Origin of the sequence: Kitasatospora sp. NPDC052896 (assembly GCF_044547075.1) — a bacterium.
Taxonomy (GTDB): Bacteria; Actinomycetota; Actinomycetes; order Streptomycetales; family Streptomycetaceae; genus Kitasatospora.
Map to the genome: position 1 here is coordinate 104,080 of NZ_JBITZU010000014.1, position 15,514 is coordinate 119,593.

A 15,514-nucleotide genomic window follows, 5' to 3' on the forward strand; every position below is an offset into this window, starting at 1 on the left:
AAAATCTAACGACGGATCTCCGGCGCAGGACACTAGTCTCCACCCGGCGTCGAGTGCGCGGATGGGCAGGAACCAGAGCCACTTTCCTGGCGGGGTGGCGGGCGCGTTGCCGGGCGGAGAGTCCGAGTCGGGGGAGCTGGCCCGCAGCCAGGGCTCGTTGGTGGTCGTCGAGGGGGCGGCTTGGCGGCATCGATGGGCTGTCCGAGTGGCATGTTCGTGCACGACCGTAGCGTATGCCGTCAGGGCGATTGTTCCTGCGCCATCTTGTGTGCGTGGCGCTGGCGGAATGCGATGACGTGCGGCGTCGCCGGGAACAGGCTCTGACCGCCTGCTGCCTGGCGGTCGCGGCTGAGACGAATACTGGGCTGGAACCTGCGCGGCGGGCGAGGATGTTGATGGACTGTCTCGGTGCGCTGCGCGCTGCTCACCCTGCCGGTCGGGCGGCGCAGCTGGGCATGCGCGAGTTCCGCCGGGGTCTACGCGGCGGGCTGGCCCCGCTCCTGCCGCCGGGCGAAGTCGATGACCGTTTCGGCGGGTTGCGCCTGTTGGACGGTGACGGCCTGGTCCGTGATGCGTTGGAGGATCTGTGCCGAGAACACCTGGTCCCGCAGGCCGCACTGGACCGTCACTGGCCCTGGGCTCGGGTGAGGGCGGAGCAGGAGGAACGGCGCCTGTTCGAGGTGATGCGCCGGCTGGAGCCGGAGGAGTACCGGCAGGCGCGGGCCCTTCTGGCGGAGTGCCCGGCTGGGCCGTTGCGGGTTCTGCGCAAGCGGTGGGACCGGTTGTGGATGCGGTTCGACTTCTTCGAGGCGGTCAGCGACTGGCCCTGGTGCCAGTTGGAGGGCTGGTGGTACCCGTGCCCGAAGTGCCGGTGGCCGATGCGGGTGGTGGAGACTGGCTGCGAGGTCGAGGTGCGCTGCGAGGCCCACCGGCCTCGGGGTGTGCACTACCGCATGTCCCAGGAACAGAGCGGGCGCGGGGTGGCGCCGATCCTGGTAGGCACGGGCAAGGCGTCCGAACCTGTGGTTGGCCTTCCCGCTAGTTCGGACCACCTGGCGCTCAGCCGTCCGGTATGGCGCTACGGGGTGCTGCCAACTCTGCTGGAGATCGAGCTGCGCGACCGGCTGGAGGGCCGGGCTCACGTGCGGGTGGAGATGTGGCCGGGTGAGCCGCGCCCCGACGAGTACGACTTGAAGATCACTGTTGCAGTGCCGGGACGGCCCGTCCGGCCGTGGCGGGTGGACGCCAAGGACTGGGCGTCCGCTGCTGCTCTGGCCCAGGCACTGCTTGAGCGTGAGCCGAAGCCTTACACCTTGTACATCGTGGTGCCCGACCACCAGGCCCACGAGGTGGCGTACCTCAAGCAGCGGCTGGCGGGGCGGCGGACGAGGGTGCTCACGCTCACGCGCATCGTCGACCAGGTCAAGCGGGCCACTGGTGGGACGCGATGAGTGAGAAGGACGAGGAGGAGTGGGCACTACGGAAGGTGGCACTGGCTTTCGCCTTGGCGTTGGCCGACGAGTACTTCGGGTACATCGACGCCAAGGGGCGACGGGTCGTCCCGCTCGACCAGGCACACGTGTTCGCCGCCGCACGCACGGACCTGTGGGAGCGCTGGCCCCGGGTGCCCCGTCGAGTGCGGGAAATGGTCGGCGGCTTCTGGCACGTGCGGCCTCCCGAACTGGCCGACAGGAAGGAGTTCCACCAGCTGGCGCGTTGGTGGGCGTCCCTCCCGGAGAGCCTGTACCGGCTGCCGCCGGACGTCGTGCCGCGCAAGGCGGAGTACCTGCTCGTCGCCCACGCCCAACAACCGCTGATGCTGGCGCAGGGACTGCTGCGCGAAGCCGAAGAGATCTACTACGCCAGTCGTGGCCCGCAGCCCGTAGCCACCGCCGGGAACTGGGCCTTCGGCAAGGACTCCGTCGTCACGATCCCGGACGGGGAGGGCGAGGCCGACATCGCACCACTGCGCGTACACACCACCGCGTATCTCGATGAGGCTGTCCTGTCGCGCCGCCGGATGCTCCGGGTGATGAGTCGGCAGGCGGCGGCGAGCGAGCGCAACGATTGGAAGCCCGGACTCATCGGCCGCTTCTACGGCCGGCTGCTGGACTCGGAGGATCGCAAGGTCACCCGGCTGCGGATGCCGGCGGGAAGAGTCACGGTCACCAACGCCCCAACCGGAGTCGGAAAGACCGTCCTGCTCAAAGCGGCTGCGCCGCTCCTGGCCCAGCGCCGGACCGGGCCGGTTGCGGTCGTCGTCGGCCAGATCCACGAGAGCCTGAGCAACGCCGAGCACATGCGCGAGGCCGAGGACGAACTCACCCGGCACGCCCTCGCCGAGCAGATCCGGCGGGACGACGACCTCGTGCGGAAGACCGCCGCAGAGTTCGCCGCCGCCCACCCCACGCTCAAGGTCGTACCGCTGGTCTCCGGCTACCGGCTGGCCGAGCAGGCCGAGCGGGCCCTGGTCCAGGGCCGCGAGCGGCGGTTCGAGGAGCTTGCGTACGGCTGTGAGATGTCGATGTGGCTCACCGCCGGGGATCCGGTGCGACGCGGTGCCGAGCCGTGCCTGTCCCTGCGGCCGGCCGATGACACGGGCGGCGGCGAAGGACAGAGCCGCGGATACGCCTGTCCGCGGCTGGGCGTGTGCGGCAAGTACGCGCTGATCCGCGAAGCCGTGGACGCGGACGTGATCGTCACCAACCACCACAACCTGCTGGGCGGGGCGGTCCCGGTACCGGTGGAGACCGACAAGGGCGTGCTGGACCGCATCAGCCTCCTGGAGTTCCTGATGCGCCGCTGCCCGGTACTGCTGGTCGACGAGGTCGACCGGATGCAGCAGACCTGGTGCGAGATGGGCTCGGACGAGTTCACCCTGGCCAGCCGCGGGTTCCACGGCTCGTCGCTGCTGGTGGAGGTCGACCGGCAGCGCGAGGTTCTGGACGCGGCCACCGACCGCCGCCTTGTCCCTGTCCTGTTCAAGACCCGCAGCCTGGGCGAACAGTTCCTCAACTACGTCCTGGAAGGCGACCTGTGGCTCGAGCCCGCCGAGCACAATGACGACGACCGGCTGAACTCCGGCTGGCACGTTCCCGGAGCTTGGGACCGGTGGCTGCTCGACAAGCTGCTGCACGTGGACATCACCCAACCCGTCGACCAGGACGTCTACCGCGAGTTCCGCAAGATCTTCCCCGACCAGAAGAAGAGGAAGAAGAACCCCCCTCCGCCCCGATACGCCGACCTGGCCGCACTACTGGACAAGGCCGTCAGCCGCAACGCCAGCCACGACGCCCTGCCCCCGGTGAAGACCGAGATCAACAAGGCGCTGGGTAAGCTCGGAGTCCCCGAGCACGAGCGCCGGGAGATCACCAACGCCCTGCTGGTGCGCTCCTGGCTCGGCAGCCTGCACCAGGCCCTGCGCCACCTCAAAGCCGTTCTGGCGGGCATGGGGCGCCGTGAGCAGATGACGGCCGGCCGGGACCTCGCCAGGGCCCTGGGGACCTTCAACCGCAACCCCGCACTGCCTTTCGGGCCACTGGGCTACCAGCTGATCGGCTTCAAGGTCGAGAAGGACCAGCGCGGCGGCGGGCGTCTCTCGGTGCAGGCACTCAGCGGTGACCCGCACACCAGCACCGTCCAACTCGGCGGAACCATCGCACTGGCCGCAGCCGGCGTCGAGCGCAGCGTCCTCGCCCTTTCGGCCACCGCCTACTTCCCCGGTGCAGCCAAGGAGCACCTGCACACGCTGCCCACCTACGTGATGACAGATGCGACCCCCGGGTCGGTCACCGCCCGACCCGGCAACGTCTCCGACACCACCGACAGCTGGAATCCCATCGCCATCGGCGGCCAGGACCAGGCCAGCAAACCCGCCAAGCTCTTCGACCTCGGTGCCCGCCTGTGGACCGACCGTCTCTCCGAACACCTGCGCCACCTGGAGAACCACGAAAGCGACCGGGCCCGCGCGTTGGTGGTCCCCAACGCCTACAGCCAGTCCATGGTCCTCGCCGCCGGCATCGCCTCCGTGATCCCTGACCCGTCATGGATCGCCGTGGTCATCCCGAAGGACGGGCCGCCCGGCGGCATCGCCGTTCCGCCAGGGATCGTCATGATCACCGTTGACCAACTCGAAGACCTGCCCTTCACCCACCCCAACGTCAAGGTGATCTGCGCACCGATGCGCCTGGTCGCCCGTGCCCTGAACATCCTCGTCCCCGGCACCGACCGCTCCGCCCTCGCCTCGGTCTGGGTCGCCACCCGCCCGCCCGCCGACCTGCACTCCCCGACTGCGATGTACGCCAGTATCGGCGCCGCCGGCATCGCCGCAGGCCGCGCGGGACCCGACCCCGCCCGCATGCTCGCCCTGCAGGGCCGCGCCTCCCACAAACGCATGTACCAGCTTCTGGGCGCCAGCCCGATGCTCTCCCGCCTGCCCAAGTTCCTGAAGATCGAAGTCCTCGCCGGGATCCTCGTCGACATGATCCAACTCGCCGGACGCGCCCGCCGCGGCGGCACCCCCGTGCAGCTCTACCTCGTCGACAACGCCTTCTTCGCCACCCACTTCGGCACCGACTACCCCTCCCTCCTGCGCGCCTACTACGACGGGCTGACCGAGCAGGAGCAGTACCACCTGCGCCGCACGTACGGCTCGACGCTCACCGCGTGGCTCGACCTCGCCCACTCCGGCGACCAGCCCCACCTGGTCCACGTCCCACTGCCCACCGCCGCGTAACGAAAGCCCCTGATGAGCACACAGACCCGCTTGTCCCTGCTGGCCACCCACACCGACGAGAAGCTACTCGGCACCACCTACCTCTACCTACTGCCCGACAAGATCGACAAAGCTTGGCCGGCCTTGCGACAGCTGTACCGCGGGATCACCGGCTCCAAGGGGAACCTTCCCTACGCGGGCCTGCTCACCGTCCTACGTGCCACCGGCTACACCTGCGCGGCCCTGTACCCCCAGAGCAAGGAGCACCCGCCGAAGTACCTGGCTACCAGCCGCCCTATCGACCGCGACGACCTCCACGACGCGATCGTCCTGTGGGAGCAAGCCCTGCTGCAGACCGAACGTGACCGCTTCTCCTTCGCCTACCAGAGTGAAATCGCCGACCTCATCGCCGGCACCGCCCCCGAGGAGACCTCACTGTGGGGGCACTTCACCCCCACCGGCGGCTGCATCGACGCCCCCGGCTGGGCATGGAGGGCGGCCAGCTGGGCCGTCGCCAGCAAGCTTGCCGCCAAGCCCTGGAAGATCGACGGCAAGACCGTCGGCTTCCGCCCCGACCTGGACGGCAACCTCCTGGTCTGGGACACCGACCTGCTGTGGACGAACACCTGGGGCGCCGCGTACGGCGACAAGGACGCGGACATCTCCGGCGAGGAAAGCCCGGAGTGGAAGACCCGCAGCCACTGCGCAACCCTTCGCCTGAAGGTGGCCGCCAAGTCCTACCCCGGCCTGAATATCCCGGTCGCCGCCATCGAGCCGGTCGTCTCCCGCCTCAGCAACACCCTCCGCAGCACCCGCACAGGCTGGTTCGCCCCCCGCGCCGCTGACGGCCCCCTACTCAGGCTCGCCTTCGGAGGCCGCGGCGATCACACCCACGTCGACCACACCACCCGCCTCGCCCTCGACGCCTGGACCCGCCTGCATGGCGAAGACGTCTTTCCCCGCGCGGCCGACGAAACCGACTTCCTCGCCCCCAGCGCCTGCGCCCTCACCGGAGAGCCCGGAGACCTGCGAGCCCTCATCCCCTTCTCCGGCACATTTTCCATCGGCAGGGGCGACGGCATGCACTCCAGCCGCGAACTCGCCCGCCACGCCCGCACCGTCCTCGGCCAGCCGCTGCTGCAGTCCGAACAGGTGGCCGGGCGCGCCTTCGGCAGCCGCCGCAGCACCGACGAAGGCCGCGACAGTGTCCTGCTCGACGACCCCCGCCTCGGCGAGATCCTCCTCACCGCCGGCCGCGAACACCTGAGGATCCTCGTCCTCTACCGCCACCAGGACGAGCGCACCCGCATGCAGCGCCTGCTCGCCTACCACTACAACCGCCCCGACCTCGCCGCCAGCGGCATGCCCGAGGGCAAGCCAGTACCGCTGAACGACCACGTCGAGGCATTCCTCCAACCCGCCGAAGACCTCCTTCGCCACGGGGACCACCACCGCCAGCGCCCCGCCCTGGCCCTACAGCTCCAAGGACTCGACGCCCCCGAAGGCACCAGGCTGCTCGCCCTGTGCGAGACCGAGTACGACGCCAAAGCATGGGTCCGCCAACGCCGCGAATCCCGCAAACCGGACTCCACCGTCCCCGACCCCTACGAGCTCGACGCCAAGCCCCACGCCGTCCGCGAACTCGCCGGCCTGGGTGTCCTCACCCAGTTCCTCACCCCCCACAAGCCAGGACGGCGAAACCCCCGGAAGAAGGAACGCGAGATCACCACCGATCTCGACCGGCTCGGGCGGGAACTCGAAGGCGACCACCGCGGCCACATGGCCATCGCCGACCTCCACCGCTCCGCCGGTCTGATCCACCCCCGTCTGACCAACGCCTTGACCTTCGGTCCCAACGGGATCAAGGAACCGCTCGTCCATGTCGGCCTGCACCTGCGCCAGCAGCTCGGCGATCGCCGCGGCCCCGCCACCGAGCAGCCGCGCCTCATCTGGACCCTCGTCGCGCTGGTACCCGGCCCCGACGGGCTGTGGCAGTCCCTCGCCTACCTGCCTAACGCTGACTCGCCCGGCGGCCTCTGGCTCGACTACGCCACCGCCAACACCCGCCACCGTGCCCGCCGCCTGCCCGAGGGCCGCCGTGGTGACGCACAGCTTCCCCGCTCCATCGACAAAGCACTGAGGGAACTTGGCCTCTTCGCCCACGCGGCCACTGGCTACAACCTCTACGTCTCCGGCGACCAGGCCCGCAGCATCTGGCCACTGCTGGCCAACCGCCACCTCGGCCGCACACCCCAACCCGACGGCACTCTCGACACGCGCCCTGCCCTACCGGGCTTCACCCTCCCCACCAATCAGCGCCCCCGAGCCATCCTCCGCGTCACTGCGGGCAACGACCACATCGCAACACCCGCCCTCATCGAACGACTTGAGAGCACAGACGACGGAGACGCCGAATTCCGAGAGCGCAAGCTCTCCACCGGGATCTTCCGGATGAACGGCACCACCCACAACTTCATCCTGTGCAACGTGCCCGAGCAGTACAAGGGAGGCTCCCGCCACGCCCGCGCCGGCGAGAAGTACACCCGCTGGGCCAGCACCTCGGCGGAGGAACAGGCCGAGACCTGGTACAGCCACACCGCCACGGAGATCAGCGTCCTCCACCTCCCGGACGGCCACGACCCCGTCACCTACGCGGTGGCCGCCGCCCGCCTGTGCGACCATGCCCTGCACTGGAACTACCGCACCCGCTACCCGGCGCCTATCCACCTCGGCATCCAGATGGACCAGGATCACTGGGAGTACCGCAGGACCGTCGACGCAGAATCAGAGGCCGAGGGTTGAAGTACCGACCAACGAGAGTGCGCAAGGAATACAACACGCCGAAATAAGTACTCTCCGCCGGTATAGCGAGCTGGGCAGCAGAAGTGACCGCCACCGGTGCCGTGGCGGTCTTGCTGCGGCCCGCACTGCCGGGGGGAGATCGGCCGTCCTGCGGCGCTCGACGCCGACCAGGCCGCCGAGATGGTCCGCCTGTTCCAAGACGAGGGTGTCGGTGTGCGGGCCTTGGGCGCCGGTTCGAGGTCAGCCAGTGAACCGCACAGCGCGTCCTCGGCGCGGCCTGACTGTGGAGGACAACTCCTCCTGCGTAGGCCGCGGTGCGCGGCGGTGCCGGCCACGCCTTTACCGACGGGTGGCGGTCAGCCGCAGCGCTTGATGCGGGCAAGTTGCCGCGAGTCCACGACGACCTCGTGCTCACCTCGGGTGCCGAAGACGGCCAGTACGTCGGCGGGCTGGATGGTCGCGGTGTACAGGTGGGTTGTGCGGCCGAGCTTGGTGTACCGCTGCTGGAACTCCTCGGCCTTGTATCTCTCCCAGCTCCAGGCCATGCCCCGCGCACGGTCCTCGGTCGCGCCTCGGTAGACGGCGAGCGGCGCGGTGGGGGCGGCGAGGTTGGTTGGCAGGGCGACGAATCCGGCGGTGCGGAACAGGGTGATCCAGCGGTCCGCGCCGATGGCGCATTCGGGCCAGTCGTGGCGCGTCCAGATGTCGGGGATCACGTCGTGGAGGTCCGGTGCGGTGAGTTGGCCGGACTCGTAGGTGTCCCAGAGGAGCTGTGGACCGTCGAGGGTGCCGGAAGCAGCGCTCAGGAATTGGATGGCCGTCTCGGACATGGCCTTCACGACGGCGAGCCTAGAGCTGCGCAGGCTGGGCCGTGGTGCATGTCGATGATCGGGGCTTGGCCGTGGGGCTCGTTGGCGGCGATGGGGTCCACGACGGTGCGGACCGCCGCGTGTAGGTTCCGGGCGGCGGTGAACAGCTCGAAGGTGTCGATGGTGACTCCGCTGTAGGTGACGGACAACCGGTCGTCGCCGATTCCCCAGCCGATGCCGCCCCGGCCCTCCACGGCTACGTCGTCCAGGTGTTCCAACACGTCTCGGATGGTCATGACGGGCTTGATCCGCTGGTCGAAGTCCCGCAACTGCTGCCGGAGTGGTGCGGTGGGGAGCGCGCTTCGGCGGATCAGCTCGCCTACCCGGTGCAGCCGTCGGAGCGCGAGCAGGAAGAAGTCCACGTCGGTGATGCCCCGGCTGCGGTCCGCCGAGAAGATCGCCAGCAGCCCCCCAGCGGTCGTCATGTTCCGGCAGAACTCCTGGAGCCGCCGGTGCTGCTGCTCGATGGCAAGGAACTGCTCGTCCACCCGGTTGCGGACCACGAGTGCGCGGTATGGCTCCTCAACCGCGCGCCACCGCTGGTCCGGCGAAGCGGGGCCGTTCGTCCGGTGCCGTGTCATCGGGCCAGTATCCGTACGTGGGGAACCGCTGCGCGAGCGCTTTCCCTACAGGCCGTTGTCCGGGAGCGGCACCAGTTCCTCCCCGCAGTCGCAGCAGGTTCCCCAGGGCCGGGGACTGACGAAGTCGGCGCCAGAGACACCACGCCAGCCGTAGGCCCGGTACGACCCGCACTTCGGGCACGCGGAGGGGCGGAACCTGGTGTCGCAGCGGAGGCACCGCCACACGTTGCCGGCTGCCGGGTCAGGCTGATCCGGGTTCTTGGTGTCGTCGGTATCCGCCGAGCCGCACTCGGGACAGTGAACTTGATTCATGCCATCCGGTATACCTCGCGTCGCAGCTTCCGCAGTTCGCTGTATTGGTGACGGCACCGCCGGCCGATTCGCAGCCTTTCAGAACAGCGTGGCGTCGCTGCTGGCTGTGCTGCGGTACGGGCGGCCACGCCGGGCGTTAGAGCGTCGCTGGACGCCGCAGTACCGGCAGCCTGTTCCGCGCCGGACGCTGGAGAGCCGGGGTGTGACCTTGTTGCCGCAGGTCGTGCAGCGACACGGCCACGGCTCGGAGGCCCCGGGGTAGGGGGCGAGGGGTTCGAGTCCGGCAGCCCGCATGTCGGCAGTGGCCTGGCCGGGGTCTCCCGGGCCTCTACCGGCACAGTGGCGGCAGCCGCTCCTGCCGCTGCGCGCGTTGTCGAATCGGGGAGTGCTCTCTTTGCCGCAGCGGGTGCAGCGGCACCGCCACGGGCTGCCGCTGCCCGTGTAGGACTCCAGCGGCTCGAACCCGGCGGCGAGCATCGCGGCGGTGGCGATGGGCGCGTTCGTGGCGACCTCGGCGGCTCGGGCTGTCGCGTTGCCGCAGGGGCGGCAGCCCCCGCGCCCGCCTCGGATGCCAGCGAGCCGTGGTGTCCCCTCGTTGCCGCAGGTGGTGCAGCGGCACCGCCAGGGGAGGTTCGCGCGACCTGGGTAGGGCTCCAGCGGTTCGAGTCCTGCTGCTCGCATCTGGTCGGCGGCGGTAGCGGGGTCGAACAGGCCGTGGGCTGTGAGGCGGCGGGTACCGTCGGCCCGGATGATGACCGGCTGTGCTTGGTCGGCTTCCTCGGTGACCATCGCCCACACTTGGTCGGCGCTGATCCGGGATATGTCGCAGGTCTCGGTCCAGCCGTTCGGCATCAGCTTCTTGGTGACGAATGGGGCCAGCCCGGCAGCCGTCAGGCGCGCAAGGACGGCCTGTTCGACGTCCTTGGCCGCCGCGCCGGTCGGGAAGGTGCGGGAGTGGATCAGGATCCAGCCCTGACGGCGATGCTGGATGAGGCGGGAGTTGTAGCCGGTGCACACCCCGATGCCGATCTTCAAAGCCTTCCACTGAGCATGGGCCATCACGTAGAGGACGTTCGGGACGGCCAAGGCTGGGCCATGAGTGGCGCAGTACCGGCAGCGGCGTCCTGCCCGGACTCCCACCAGAGTGGGTGAGGGCTCCCGGTCGCAGCGGGTGCACCGGCACCTCCACGGCTTGTCCGACCCGGGGTAAGGCACAAGGGGTTCCAGCCCGGCCGCGCGCATCTCGTCGGCGGCCTTGACCGGGTCCAGTGCGCGCGCTCGGCAACGAGCGGCGGCGACCTCTTTGCCGCACGGGACGCAGCCGCCCTGGCCTTGTCTGATCCCGTCCAGCCGAGGGGCACCGATCGTGCCGCAGCGGGTGCAGCGGCACCGCCACGGCTGGTTGCTCCCGGGGTAGGGCTCCAGCGGTTCCATCCCGGCCTCGCGCATCTGGGCGGCGCACTGGTCCGGGTCCTTGCGCTGCCGCTGGGCGTTGGCGGCGTCGGCGCAGTACCGGCAGCCGCCCTGCCCCGCCCGGATCGAGGCCAGTCGTGGTGTGACCTCGTTGCCGCACGTGGAACAGCGGCACCGCCAGGGGGCGTTGGTGAGGCCGGGGTAGGGCTCCAGCGGTTCAAAACCGGCGGCGCGAATCTCGGTGGCTGACCCGGGGTCTGACCGTCTCTTCTCCGCAGTCCGCTTGACCGTGCAGGGCCTGCACGCCCCCTGTCCCGATTTGATGGACGACCAGCGAGGGGAGACCTCAGCCCCGCAGGTCGTACAGCGGCAGCGCCATGGCCTGTCCGCCCCCGGGTACGGCTCCAAGGGCTCTGCCCCGGCCTCACGCATCCGCTCGGCGACCTGGTTTGGGTTGAGGCGTGGCGGCATCCCAGCTCCGTGCTGACTGATGGTTCGGTCCGCCAGCAGCGTAGGACGGGTCACTGACACTCGGGCTCATCGTCTGCGGTGGTGCCGGTGTCCTCGTTCTGCTCCATCGCTTCATCATCGCGGAAGCGGTCGACGGTGTCGGGGATTTCGCGCCCGCTGCGGGCTGCCATCGCGCAGATACTGTGAGCTCGCTCGATCCGCCCGGCGGTCCGGTCCGATGTCCAGGAGTCCTACGGCGCCCCGCCAGCGCAAGCTCAGCTGGGTGAGGCGGGCCGGGCGCTCGTGAGCAGGTCGCTGCGGAAGCCTCGCCCCAGGGGCTTGTAGGTACGGATTGTTGAGGGGCGCCACCTGGGCCGGTCCGGCACGCTGGTGTCATCGGGCGCAGGCATGCTGCCCCGTGACCTACGGCTGCGGACGGCGCCGACGCTGCTGCCGAGGTAGGCGGCCACCTCCTCGTACCCCCAGAGCTGCTGGTCGTCGGCCATGGTCGTCTCCTCGTCGTTCCTGCTGATGAGCGTACGCAATCCTGAGCACCCCCTTGGACCTGTGGGCACATGGCGAGGCCGCCCCTGCCGGCGGGCGCGGGGCGGCCTGGTGGTCTCGGTGATCAGGAGCGCGCGAGGCGGTTGGCGTACTCGATCGCGGCGGTGGCCACCTTGAGCGCGGCGCACAAGCTGGTGACCTCCGCGAGGGTGGGGCGCACCAGGTGCGGCCAGTCATCGGGAGCGGCGGGCCAAGTGGCCAGGAGCACCTCGGTGGTGGCCAGGCCGAGGCGGGCGGTGACGTCCATTCCGCTGTGGGAGGCAGGCTCCCAGATGAGCAGGATCTGGCCGAGGCCGAGGCCGAGCGGTGCGGAGCTGGCGGGCAGCCACCGGACGTCCAGGGGGCCGTCGGGGCGAATGGTGACGCGCTGGACGAGCGCGCCGCGCGCGCCGGGCGGCATCGGCCGCAGGGCCAGATCCGTGAGGGCAGTGGGGCTCGTCGTGGGGTTGTGGGTGATTGGGGCCTCCTGGCTCGGTGGGGTGGACGCTGGTGGTCGGTCATCCCCAAGTGAGGGCGTCGCGGACGGCGGGCGGCAGGTAGCCCTCCTGGCCGTCGTCAGCGATGAAGGCGTCACCGTCCTGCACGACGATGTCGGCGCCGACGTAGTGGGTGAAGGGCCAGTCGGGGTTGACGGCGAGTCGGATCGGCAGGCCAGGGTCGATGTTCTGGAGCTGGCGGAGAAGGTGGCCGACGGTCAGGTACTGGGGCACGGGGACCTCCGGGGTAGGCGGGATCGGGGCGGCGGCGGGAGCTGGAGTTACTCGGCGTCGAGGCGGAGCAGGTCGCGCAGGACCTTGGGGCCGCCGGGTGTGGGCTTCGGGTTTGTGGTGCGGTGTCGCTTGCGCTCCTCGTCGGCGTAGCCCTTGCCGGGGCACTGGAAGTCCCAGCCGCACGTGCAGGCGGCTCGGGTGTAGGCACGACCGGGGCAGTCGGGGTGGGTGGGCTTGCCGGTGACGGTGTACTTGTGCTCCTTCGGACAGATGGAGCTGTCAGCGTGGTGGTTGGTGAGGGTGGTCTTGTGGGGCACGAAGGTGTCCGTTCCGTTGCAGGGCGGGGTCAGAGGCTCAGGCTGAAGGTGGTGGCATCGGAATCGGCGGTCGCCGAGTGCCTGACCGCAAGCCCGTCAGCAACCAGGTTGGACAGGGTGCTCGCGGCGGTTCGGGGCCGAAGGCCGAGTGCGGAGCTGACCTGCGCGGCGGAGGCCAGCGGGTGGCGGGCAAGGTAGGCGGCCACGCCGACCTGGTGGCCCTGCGCGGCGCCTCTGACGATCTCCGTCGCAGTGAAGAGCGCCATGGTGGCGCCGAGAGTGAGCCAGGAGTGGTACCAGGCACTGGTGCCGACGGACGCGCAGGTCAGGGCGGCCGTGGTGATGGACACGATGGTGTTGGTGAGCTTCAAGTGGGTTCCTTTCGTAGGGGCGGCCCGATGCGATTCGGGCCGCCCCGGTGGCGGTCGGTCAGGCCGACAACTGGTAGGTCGGCGTGGCCAGCAAGCTGTTCCGGCTGCCGTGCTGTTCGTGAGGAGGCTGGCGGGCCTTGAGCCAGGCGGAGACGGCCGAGACGCAGGCGGCGGTGTCCTCGGGGTGGGAGAGGGTGCCGTCGCCGATGTAGACCTCAAGGGGCTCGTCGTCGATGTCGTCCTCGACGCTGCGGTAGAAGCAGGCGACCCAGGTGCTGTGGAACTCGGCGGGTCGGGCGATCTGGGCGTCGTCGTCCGTGATGAGGATTTCCCCGTCGGGCAGTTCGAGCCACAGGGCGAAGTAGCCGCCACCGGTGTGGATGGGCTCGAAGGGCAGACCGCGTGCCTGGAGGGTCTGGTAGAGGAGGCGCCCGGCGATCGGGGACTCTCCCTTGGGCAGGTCGTCGGCGAGCGCGGACTCGATGCTGCGGGACACGGTGGTTGCTCCTTCGGTCGGTTGGGCCTATGGGGTCGCTGCTGGTGTCAGCCGGTGAGTGTGGCGAGGAACGCGGCGACGGCCTCGGAGGGGGCGTCGATGCTGAACTCCTGGGTCCAGGGCTGGCCTTCGCGCGGCGTGACCTCGAGCCGCCACACGATTCCCCGCACCCAGGCGCCGGGGTCCTCAGGGAGCCACGCGAGGTAGAGGCGGGTGTCCGGGCTGGTGGCATGGAAGTTGGCTTCGGGAGTCTGGACCACGGTCCAGCCCAGGGCGTCGAGCAGGAGCAGGACGTGCTCCGCGCAGTGGTCGCTGACGAGGCGGTCGCGGTCCTGCGGGGTGTAGTGGGCGAGGGTTGCAGAGGCGGTCACGGTTGGACGATCCCTTCGTTGACCTGCGGTTTTCCCGACACCCGTACGTTGGCATGGCGCATGCCGAAGTACGTAGTCGTTTCACGGGGATGGGCGTCTGCCGTAGGCGAACTGCCAGAGGTAAGGCGCGCCGCAGACACGCACGGGAATGAATACGGCCCTGTCCGTGTCGTAAGTGGGTTGCGGCGAACGGCCGCAGCAAGACGAAGGGGGAACGCAGTGACCGAGCGGGCAAGCAGACACCGGGACGGGGCGGCGCTGGAGCGCAAGATCCGGTCGGCCGGACGGCCTTGGACGGTGGGTGACATCGCGATGGTCGACGACGGGCAGTGGGCGGTGCGCACGCGCCGGGAGCGGCCGGCGCTGGATGCGGTCGTGCGGGAGCGTGCCGCAGACGGCGGCCGGATCGAGCTGACCCTGGACGAGCTGGCCCGCGCGGTCGGCTCCTCCTGGCAAGGCGCCGACCGCGAGCAGCACGAAGACTGAACCGCTATCGCCTGGGCCCGGACACGGCCGCCGCAGGGCCGCTGGAAGCCAACGGCGCCAGCTCACCGGGTGGTTGGCCCAGAGGGCGCGGGGCGTGCGCGGAGCGGGCCACAGCGGCCTGCGCGAGGCGGACCGCCGGCGGCTGCCCTGCGGCAGTGGCGGCATCGCGGGCATCGATCACGTAGCCGATGGCCTGCAAAGCAGTGCGGCTCTCGGCGTGCGCGACCCGGAGACCGGACGCGGAGTCGGTGATCCGCTCCAGGTCGTAGAAGGCCGGGGTGTGCCCTGGCCGGGTGAGCGCGTGCAGACGGTCTTGGTGGACCGCGATGTTGGTGCTCAACACGACCAGGGACGAGCGGATGCGCATTGCTGACCGCAGCAGTGGGTCGTCCACTGGGCGGCGAGGTGCGAGGGCTTCCAGTTCCTCGATGGGGCGTCCCCAGGCAGCCGAGATCAGCGCATCGGCCTGGTCGAGGGGCGAGGTAGCGGAGTCGGGCACGGTGGGTTCCTTAGACATGGAGGGGTCACCGCCGGGGTGCGGTCGAGGGCCGAGGAGCGGCGGCGGGGCCGGCGGCTGACGCCGACACAGTGACGCTGTGGGAGCGGACTGTGGAACGCGCGAAGAAGGCGGCGACGCGTGGGTCGGGCGGCGCCGGGGCCCCTGCGTAGCGGTCTGCGGCTTCGAGTACGAGGTTCGCCTGGCGCTGCAGCGGGAGGGCGTCGATGGTGGCGAGGTAGGCCGGCATCGACGGAGAGAACAGGCCGGCAGGCGGGAGCCCGGCCGCTTCAGCGACAACACGGGCGGCCTCGGCCTCGACAAGCGGTCCGAAGGACTCGTCGAGCCCTTCCAGCTCGCACATGAACTCGCCGCCACCGCAGAGGGCTTCGGAGAACACCAGCTCGTCGTCGAACCGGTGGACGAGGACATCCAGCAGCGCGAGCGTCGCGTTGCTGAGCCGCGCCATGACGTCTGCGTCGGTGTTCCAGGACGAGTCCAGGGTTGGCGGAGCGGCAGCCTGCTGGCTGTGGGCGGGGTCGGGCGCGTTGTTCACTGTTCC

16 protein-coding genes are annotated in these 15,514 nt (G+C 69.9%); 4 read left to right on the forward strand and 12 right to left on the reverse strand.

Translation table 11 applies throughout. The annotated features are described in order from the left end of the window. Positions 1 to 272: 272 nt before the first annotated feature. Genes ACIGXM_RS25155 through ACIGXM_RS25165 form a run of 3 tightly spaced genes read left to right on the forward strand, consistent with a single transcriptional unit; the run spans position 273 to position 7,516 of the window. Positions 273 to 1,451, forward strand: a complete 1,179-nt coding sequence (locus ACIGXM_RS25155; protein ID WP_396564519.1) for a hypothetical protein — start codon at positions 273 to 275, stop codon at positions 1,449 to 1,451. After that, on the forward strand, positions 1,448 to 4,735 hold the full coding sequence (locus ACIGXM_RS25160) for a hypothetical protein (RefSeq protein WP_396564521.1): 3,288 nt from the start codon (positions 1,448 to 1,450) through the stop codon (positions 4,733 to 4,735). Before ACIGXM_RS25155 ends, ACIGXM_RS25160 begins: the two co-directional genes overlap by 4 nt. Before the next feature lie 12 nt (positions 4,736 to 4,747). Continuing rightward, positions 4,748 to 7,516: an RNaseH domain-containing protein gene (locus ACIGXM_RS25165; RefSeq protein WP_396564523.1), complete on the forward strand. Its 2,769-nt coding sequence runs from the start codon at positions 4,748 to 4,750 to the stop codon at positions 7,514 to 7,516. A 356-nt stretch (positions 7,517 to 7,872) separates the two neighbouring features. On the opposite strand, the gene ACIGXM_RS25170 is transcribed toward ACIGXM_RS25165, so the two are convergent. The 10 genes from ACIGXM_RS25170 to ACIGXM_RS25215 all read right to left on the reverse strand — a co-directional run bounded on the left by ACIGXM_RS25170 (position 7,873) and on the right by ACIGXM_RS25215 (position 13,970). Next, positions 7,873 to 8,355 (reverse strand): hypothetical protein, encoded by a 483-nt coding sequence (locus tag ACIGXM_RS25170; protein WP_396564525.1) that lies wholly within the window; start codon positions 8,353 to 8,355, stop codon positions 7,873 to 7,875. Next, positions 8,352 to 8,966, reverse strand: a complete 615-nt coding sequence (locus ACIGXM_RS25175) for a hypothetical protein (RefSeq protein ID WP_396564527.1) — start codon at positions 8,964 to 8,966, stop codon at positions 8,352 to 8,354. Before ACIGXM_RS25175 ends, ACIGXM_RS25170 begins: the two co-directional genes overlap by 4 nt. A gap of 390 nt (positions 8,967 to 9,356) precedes the next feature. Continuing rightward, on the reverse strand, positions 9,357 to 10,364 hold the full coding sequence (locus tag ACIGXM_RS25180; RefSeq protein ID WP_396564529.1) for a hypothetical protein: 1,008 nt from the start codon (positions 10,362 to 10,364) through the stop codon (positions 9,357 to 9,359). A gap of 1,052 nt (positions 10,365 to 11,416) precedes the next feature. Beyond that, a complete protein-coding gene (locus ACIGXM_RS25185; protein ID WP_396564531.1) occupies positions 11,417 to 11,686 on the reverse strand; it encodes a MarR family transcriptional regulator in 270 nt (89 codons plus the stop codon). An 83-nt stretch (positions 11,687 to 11,769) separates the two neighbouring features. Beyond that, positions 11,770 to 12,105: an esterase gene (locus tag ACIGXM_RS25190; protein ID WP_396564533.1), complete on the reverse strand. Its 336-nt coding sequence runs from the start codon at positions 12,103 to 12,105 to the stop codon at positions 11,770 to 11,772. A 97-nt stretch (positions 12,106 to 12,202) separates the two neighbouring features. Then, positions 12,203 to 12,415, reverse strand: coding sequence for a hypothetical protein (locus ACIGXM_RS25195; RefSeq protein WP_396564535.1), 213 nt, complete (start codon positions 12,413 to 12,415; stop codon positions 12,203 to 12,205). Positions 12,416 to 12,462: 47 nt separating this feature from the next. Further along, positions 12,463 to 12,732, reverse strand: coding sequence for a hypothetical protein (locus ACIGXM_RS25200; RefSeq protein WP_396564537.1), 270 nt, complete (start codon positions 12,730 to 12,732; stop codon positions 12,463 to 12,465). A gap of 29 nt (positions 12,733 to 12,761) precedes the next feature. Beyond that, positions 12,762 to 13,103, reverse strand: a complete 342-nt coding sequence (locus ACIGXM_RS25205) for a MarR family transcriptional regulator (protein WP_396564539.1) — start codon at positions 13,101 to 13,103, stop codon at positions 12,762 to 12,764. A 58-nt stretch (positions 13,104 to 13,161) separates the two neighbouring features. Continuing rightward, positions 13,162 to 13,599, reverse strand: a complete 438-nt coding sequence (locus ACIGXM_RS25210) for a hypothetical protein (RefSeq protein WP_396564541.1) — start codon at positions 13,597 to 13,599, stop codon at positions 13,162 to 13,164. 47 nt (positions 13,600 to 13,646) lie between these two features. Continuing rightward, positions 13,647 to 13,970: a DUF317 domain-containing protein gene (locus ACIGXM_RS25215; RefSeq protein WP_396564542.1), complete on the reverse strand. Its 324-nt coding sequence runs from the start codon at positions 13,968 to 13,970 to the stop codon at positions 13,647 to 13,649. A gap of 219 nt (positions 13,971 to 14,189) precedes the next feature. On the opposite strand from ACIGXM_RS25215, the gene ACIGXM_RS25220 reads away from it, so the two are divergent. Beyond that, positions 14,190 to 14,456 carry a hypothetical protein gene (locus tag ACIGXM_RS25220; RefSeq protein WP_396564544.1) on the forward strand — a complete coding sequence of 89 codons (267 nt, stop codon included), beginning with the start codon at positions 14,190 to 14,192 and terminating at the stop codon, positions 14,454 to 14,456. Positions 14,457 to 14,460: 4 nt separating this feature from the next. Here the strand turns inward: ACIGXM_RS25220 and ACIGXM_RS25225 are convergent, their stop codons facing one another. Continuing rightward, positions 14,461 to 14,955 (reverse strand): hypothetical protein, encoded by a 495-nt coding sequence (locus ACIGXM_RS25225; RefSeq protein ID WP_396564546.1) that lies wholly within the window; start codon positions 14,953 to 14,955, stop codon positions 14,461 to 14,463. Between the two features lie 25 nt (positions 14,956 to 14,980). After that, positions 14,981 to 15,508, reverse strand: a complete 528-nt coding sequence (locus tag ACIGXM_RS25230; protein WP_396564548.1) for a hypothetical protein — start codon at positions 15,506 to 15,508, stop codon at positions 14,981 to 14,983. Between the last annotated feature and the right edge of the window lie 6 nt (positions 15,509 to 15,514).

Bases quoted from the DNA above. Each gene is read 5' to 3' on its own strand.
- ACIGXM_RS25160 (WP_396564521.1), top strand. From the start codon at position 1,448: ATGAGTGAGAAGGACGAGGAGGAGTGGGCACTACGGAAGGTGGCACTG.
- ACIGXM_RS25165 (WP_396564523.1), top strand. From the start codon at position 4,748: ATGAGCACACAGACCCGCTTGTCCCTGCTGGCCACCCACACCGACGAG.
- ACIGXM_RS25175 (WP_396564527.1), bottom strand. From the start codon at position 8,966: ATGACACGGCACCGGACGAACGGCCCCGCTTCGCCGGACCAGCGGTGG.
- ACIGXM_RS25190 (WP_396564533.1), bottom strand. From the start codon at position 12,105: ATGCCGCCCGGCGCGCGCGGCGCGCTCGTCCAGCGCGTCACCATTCGC.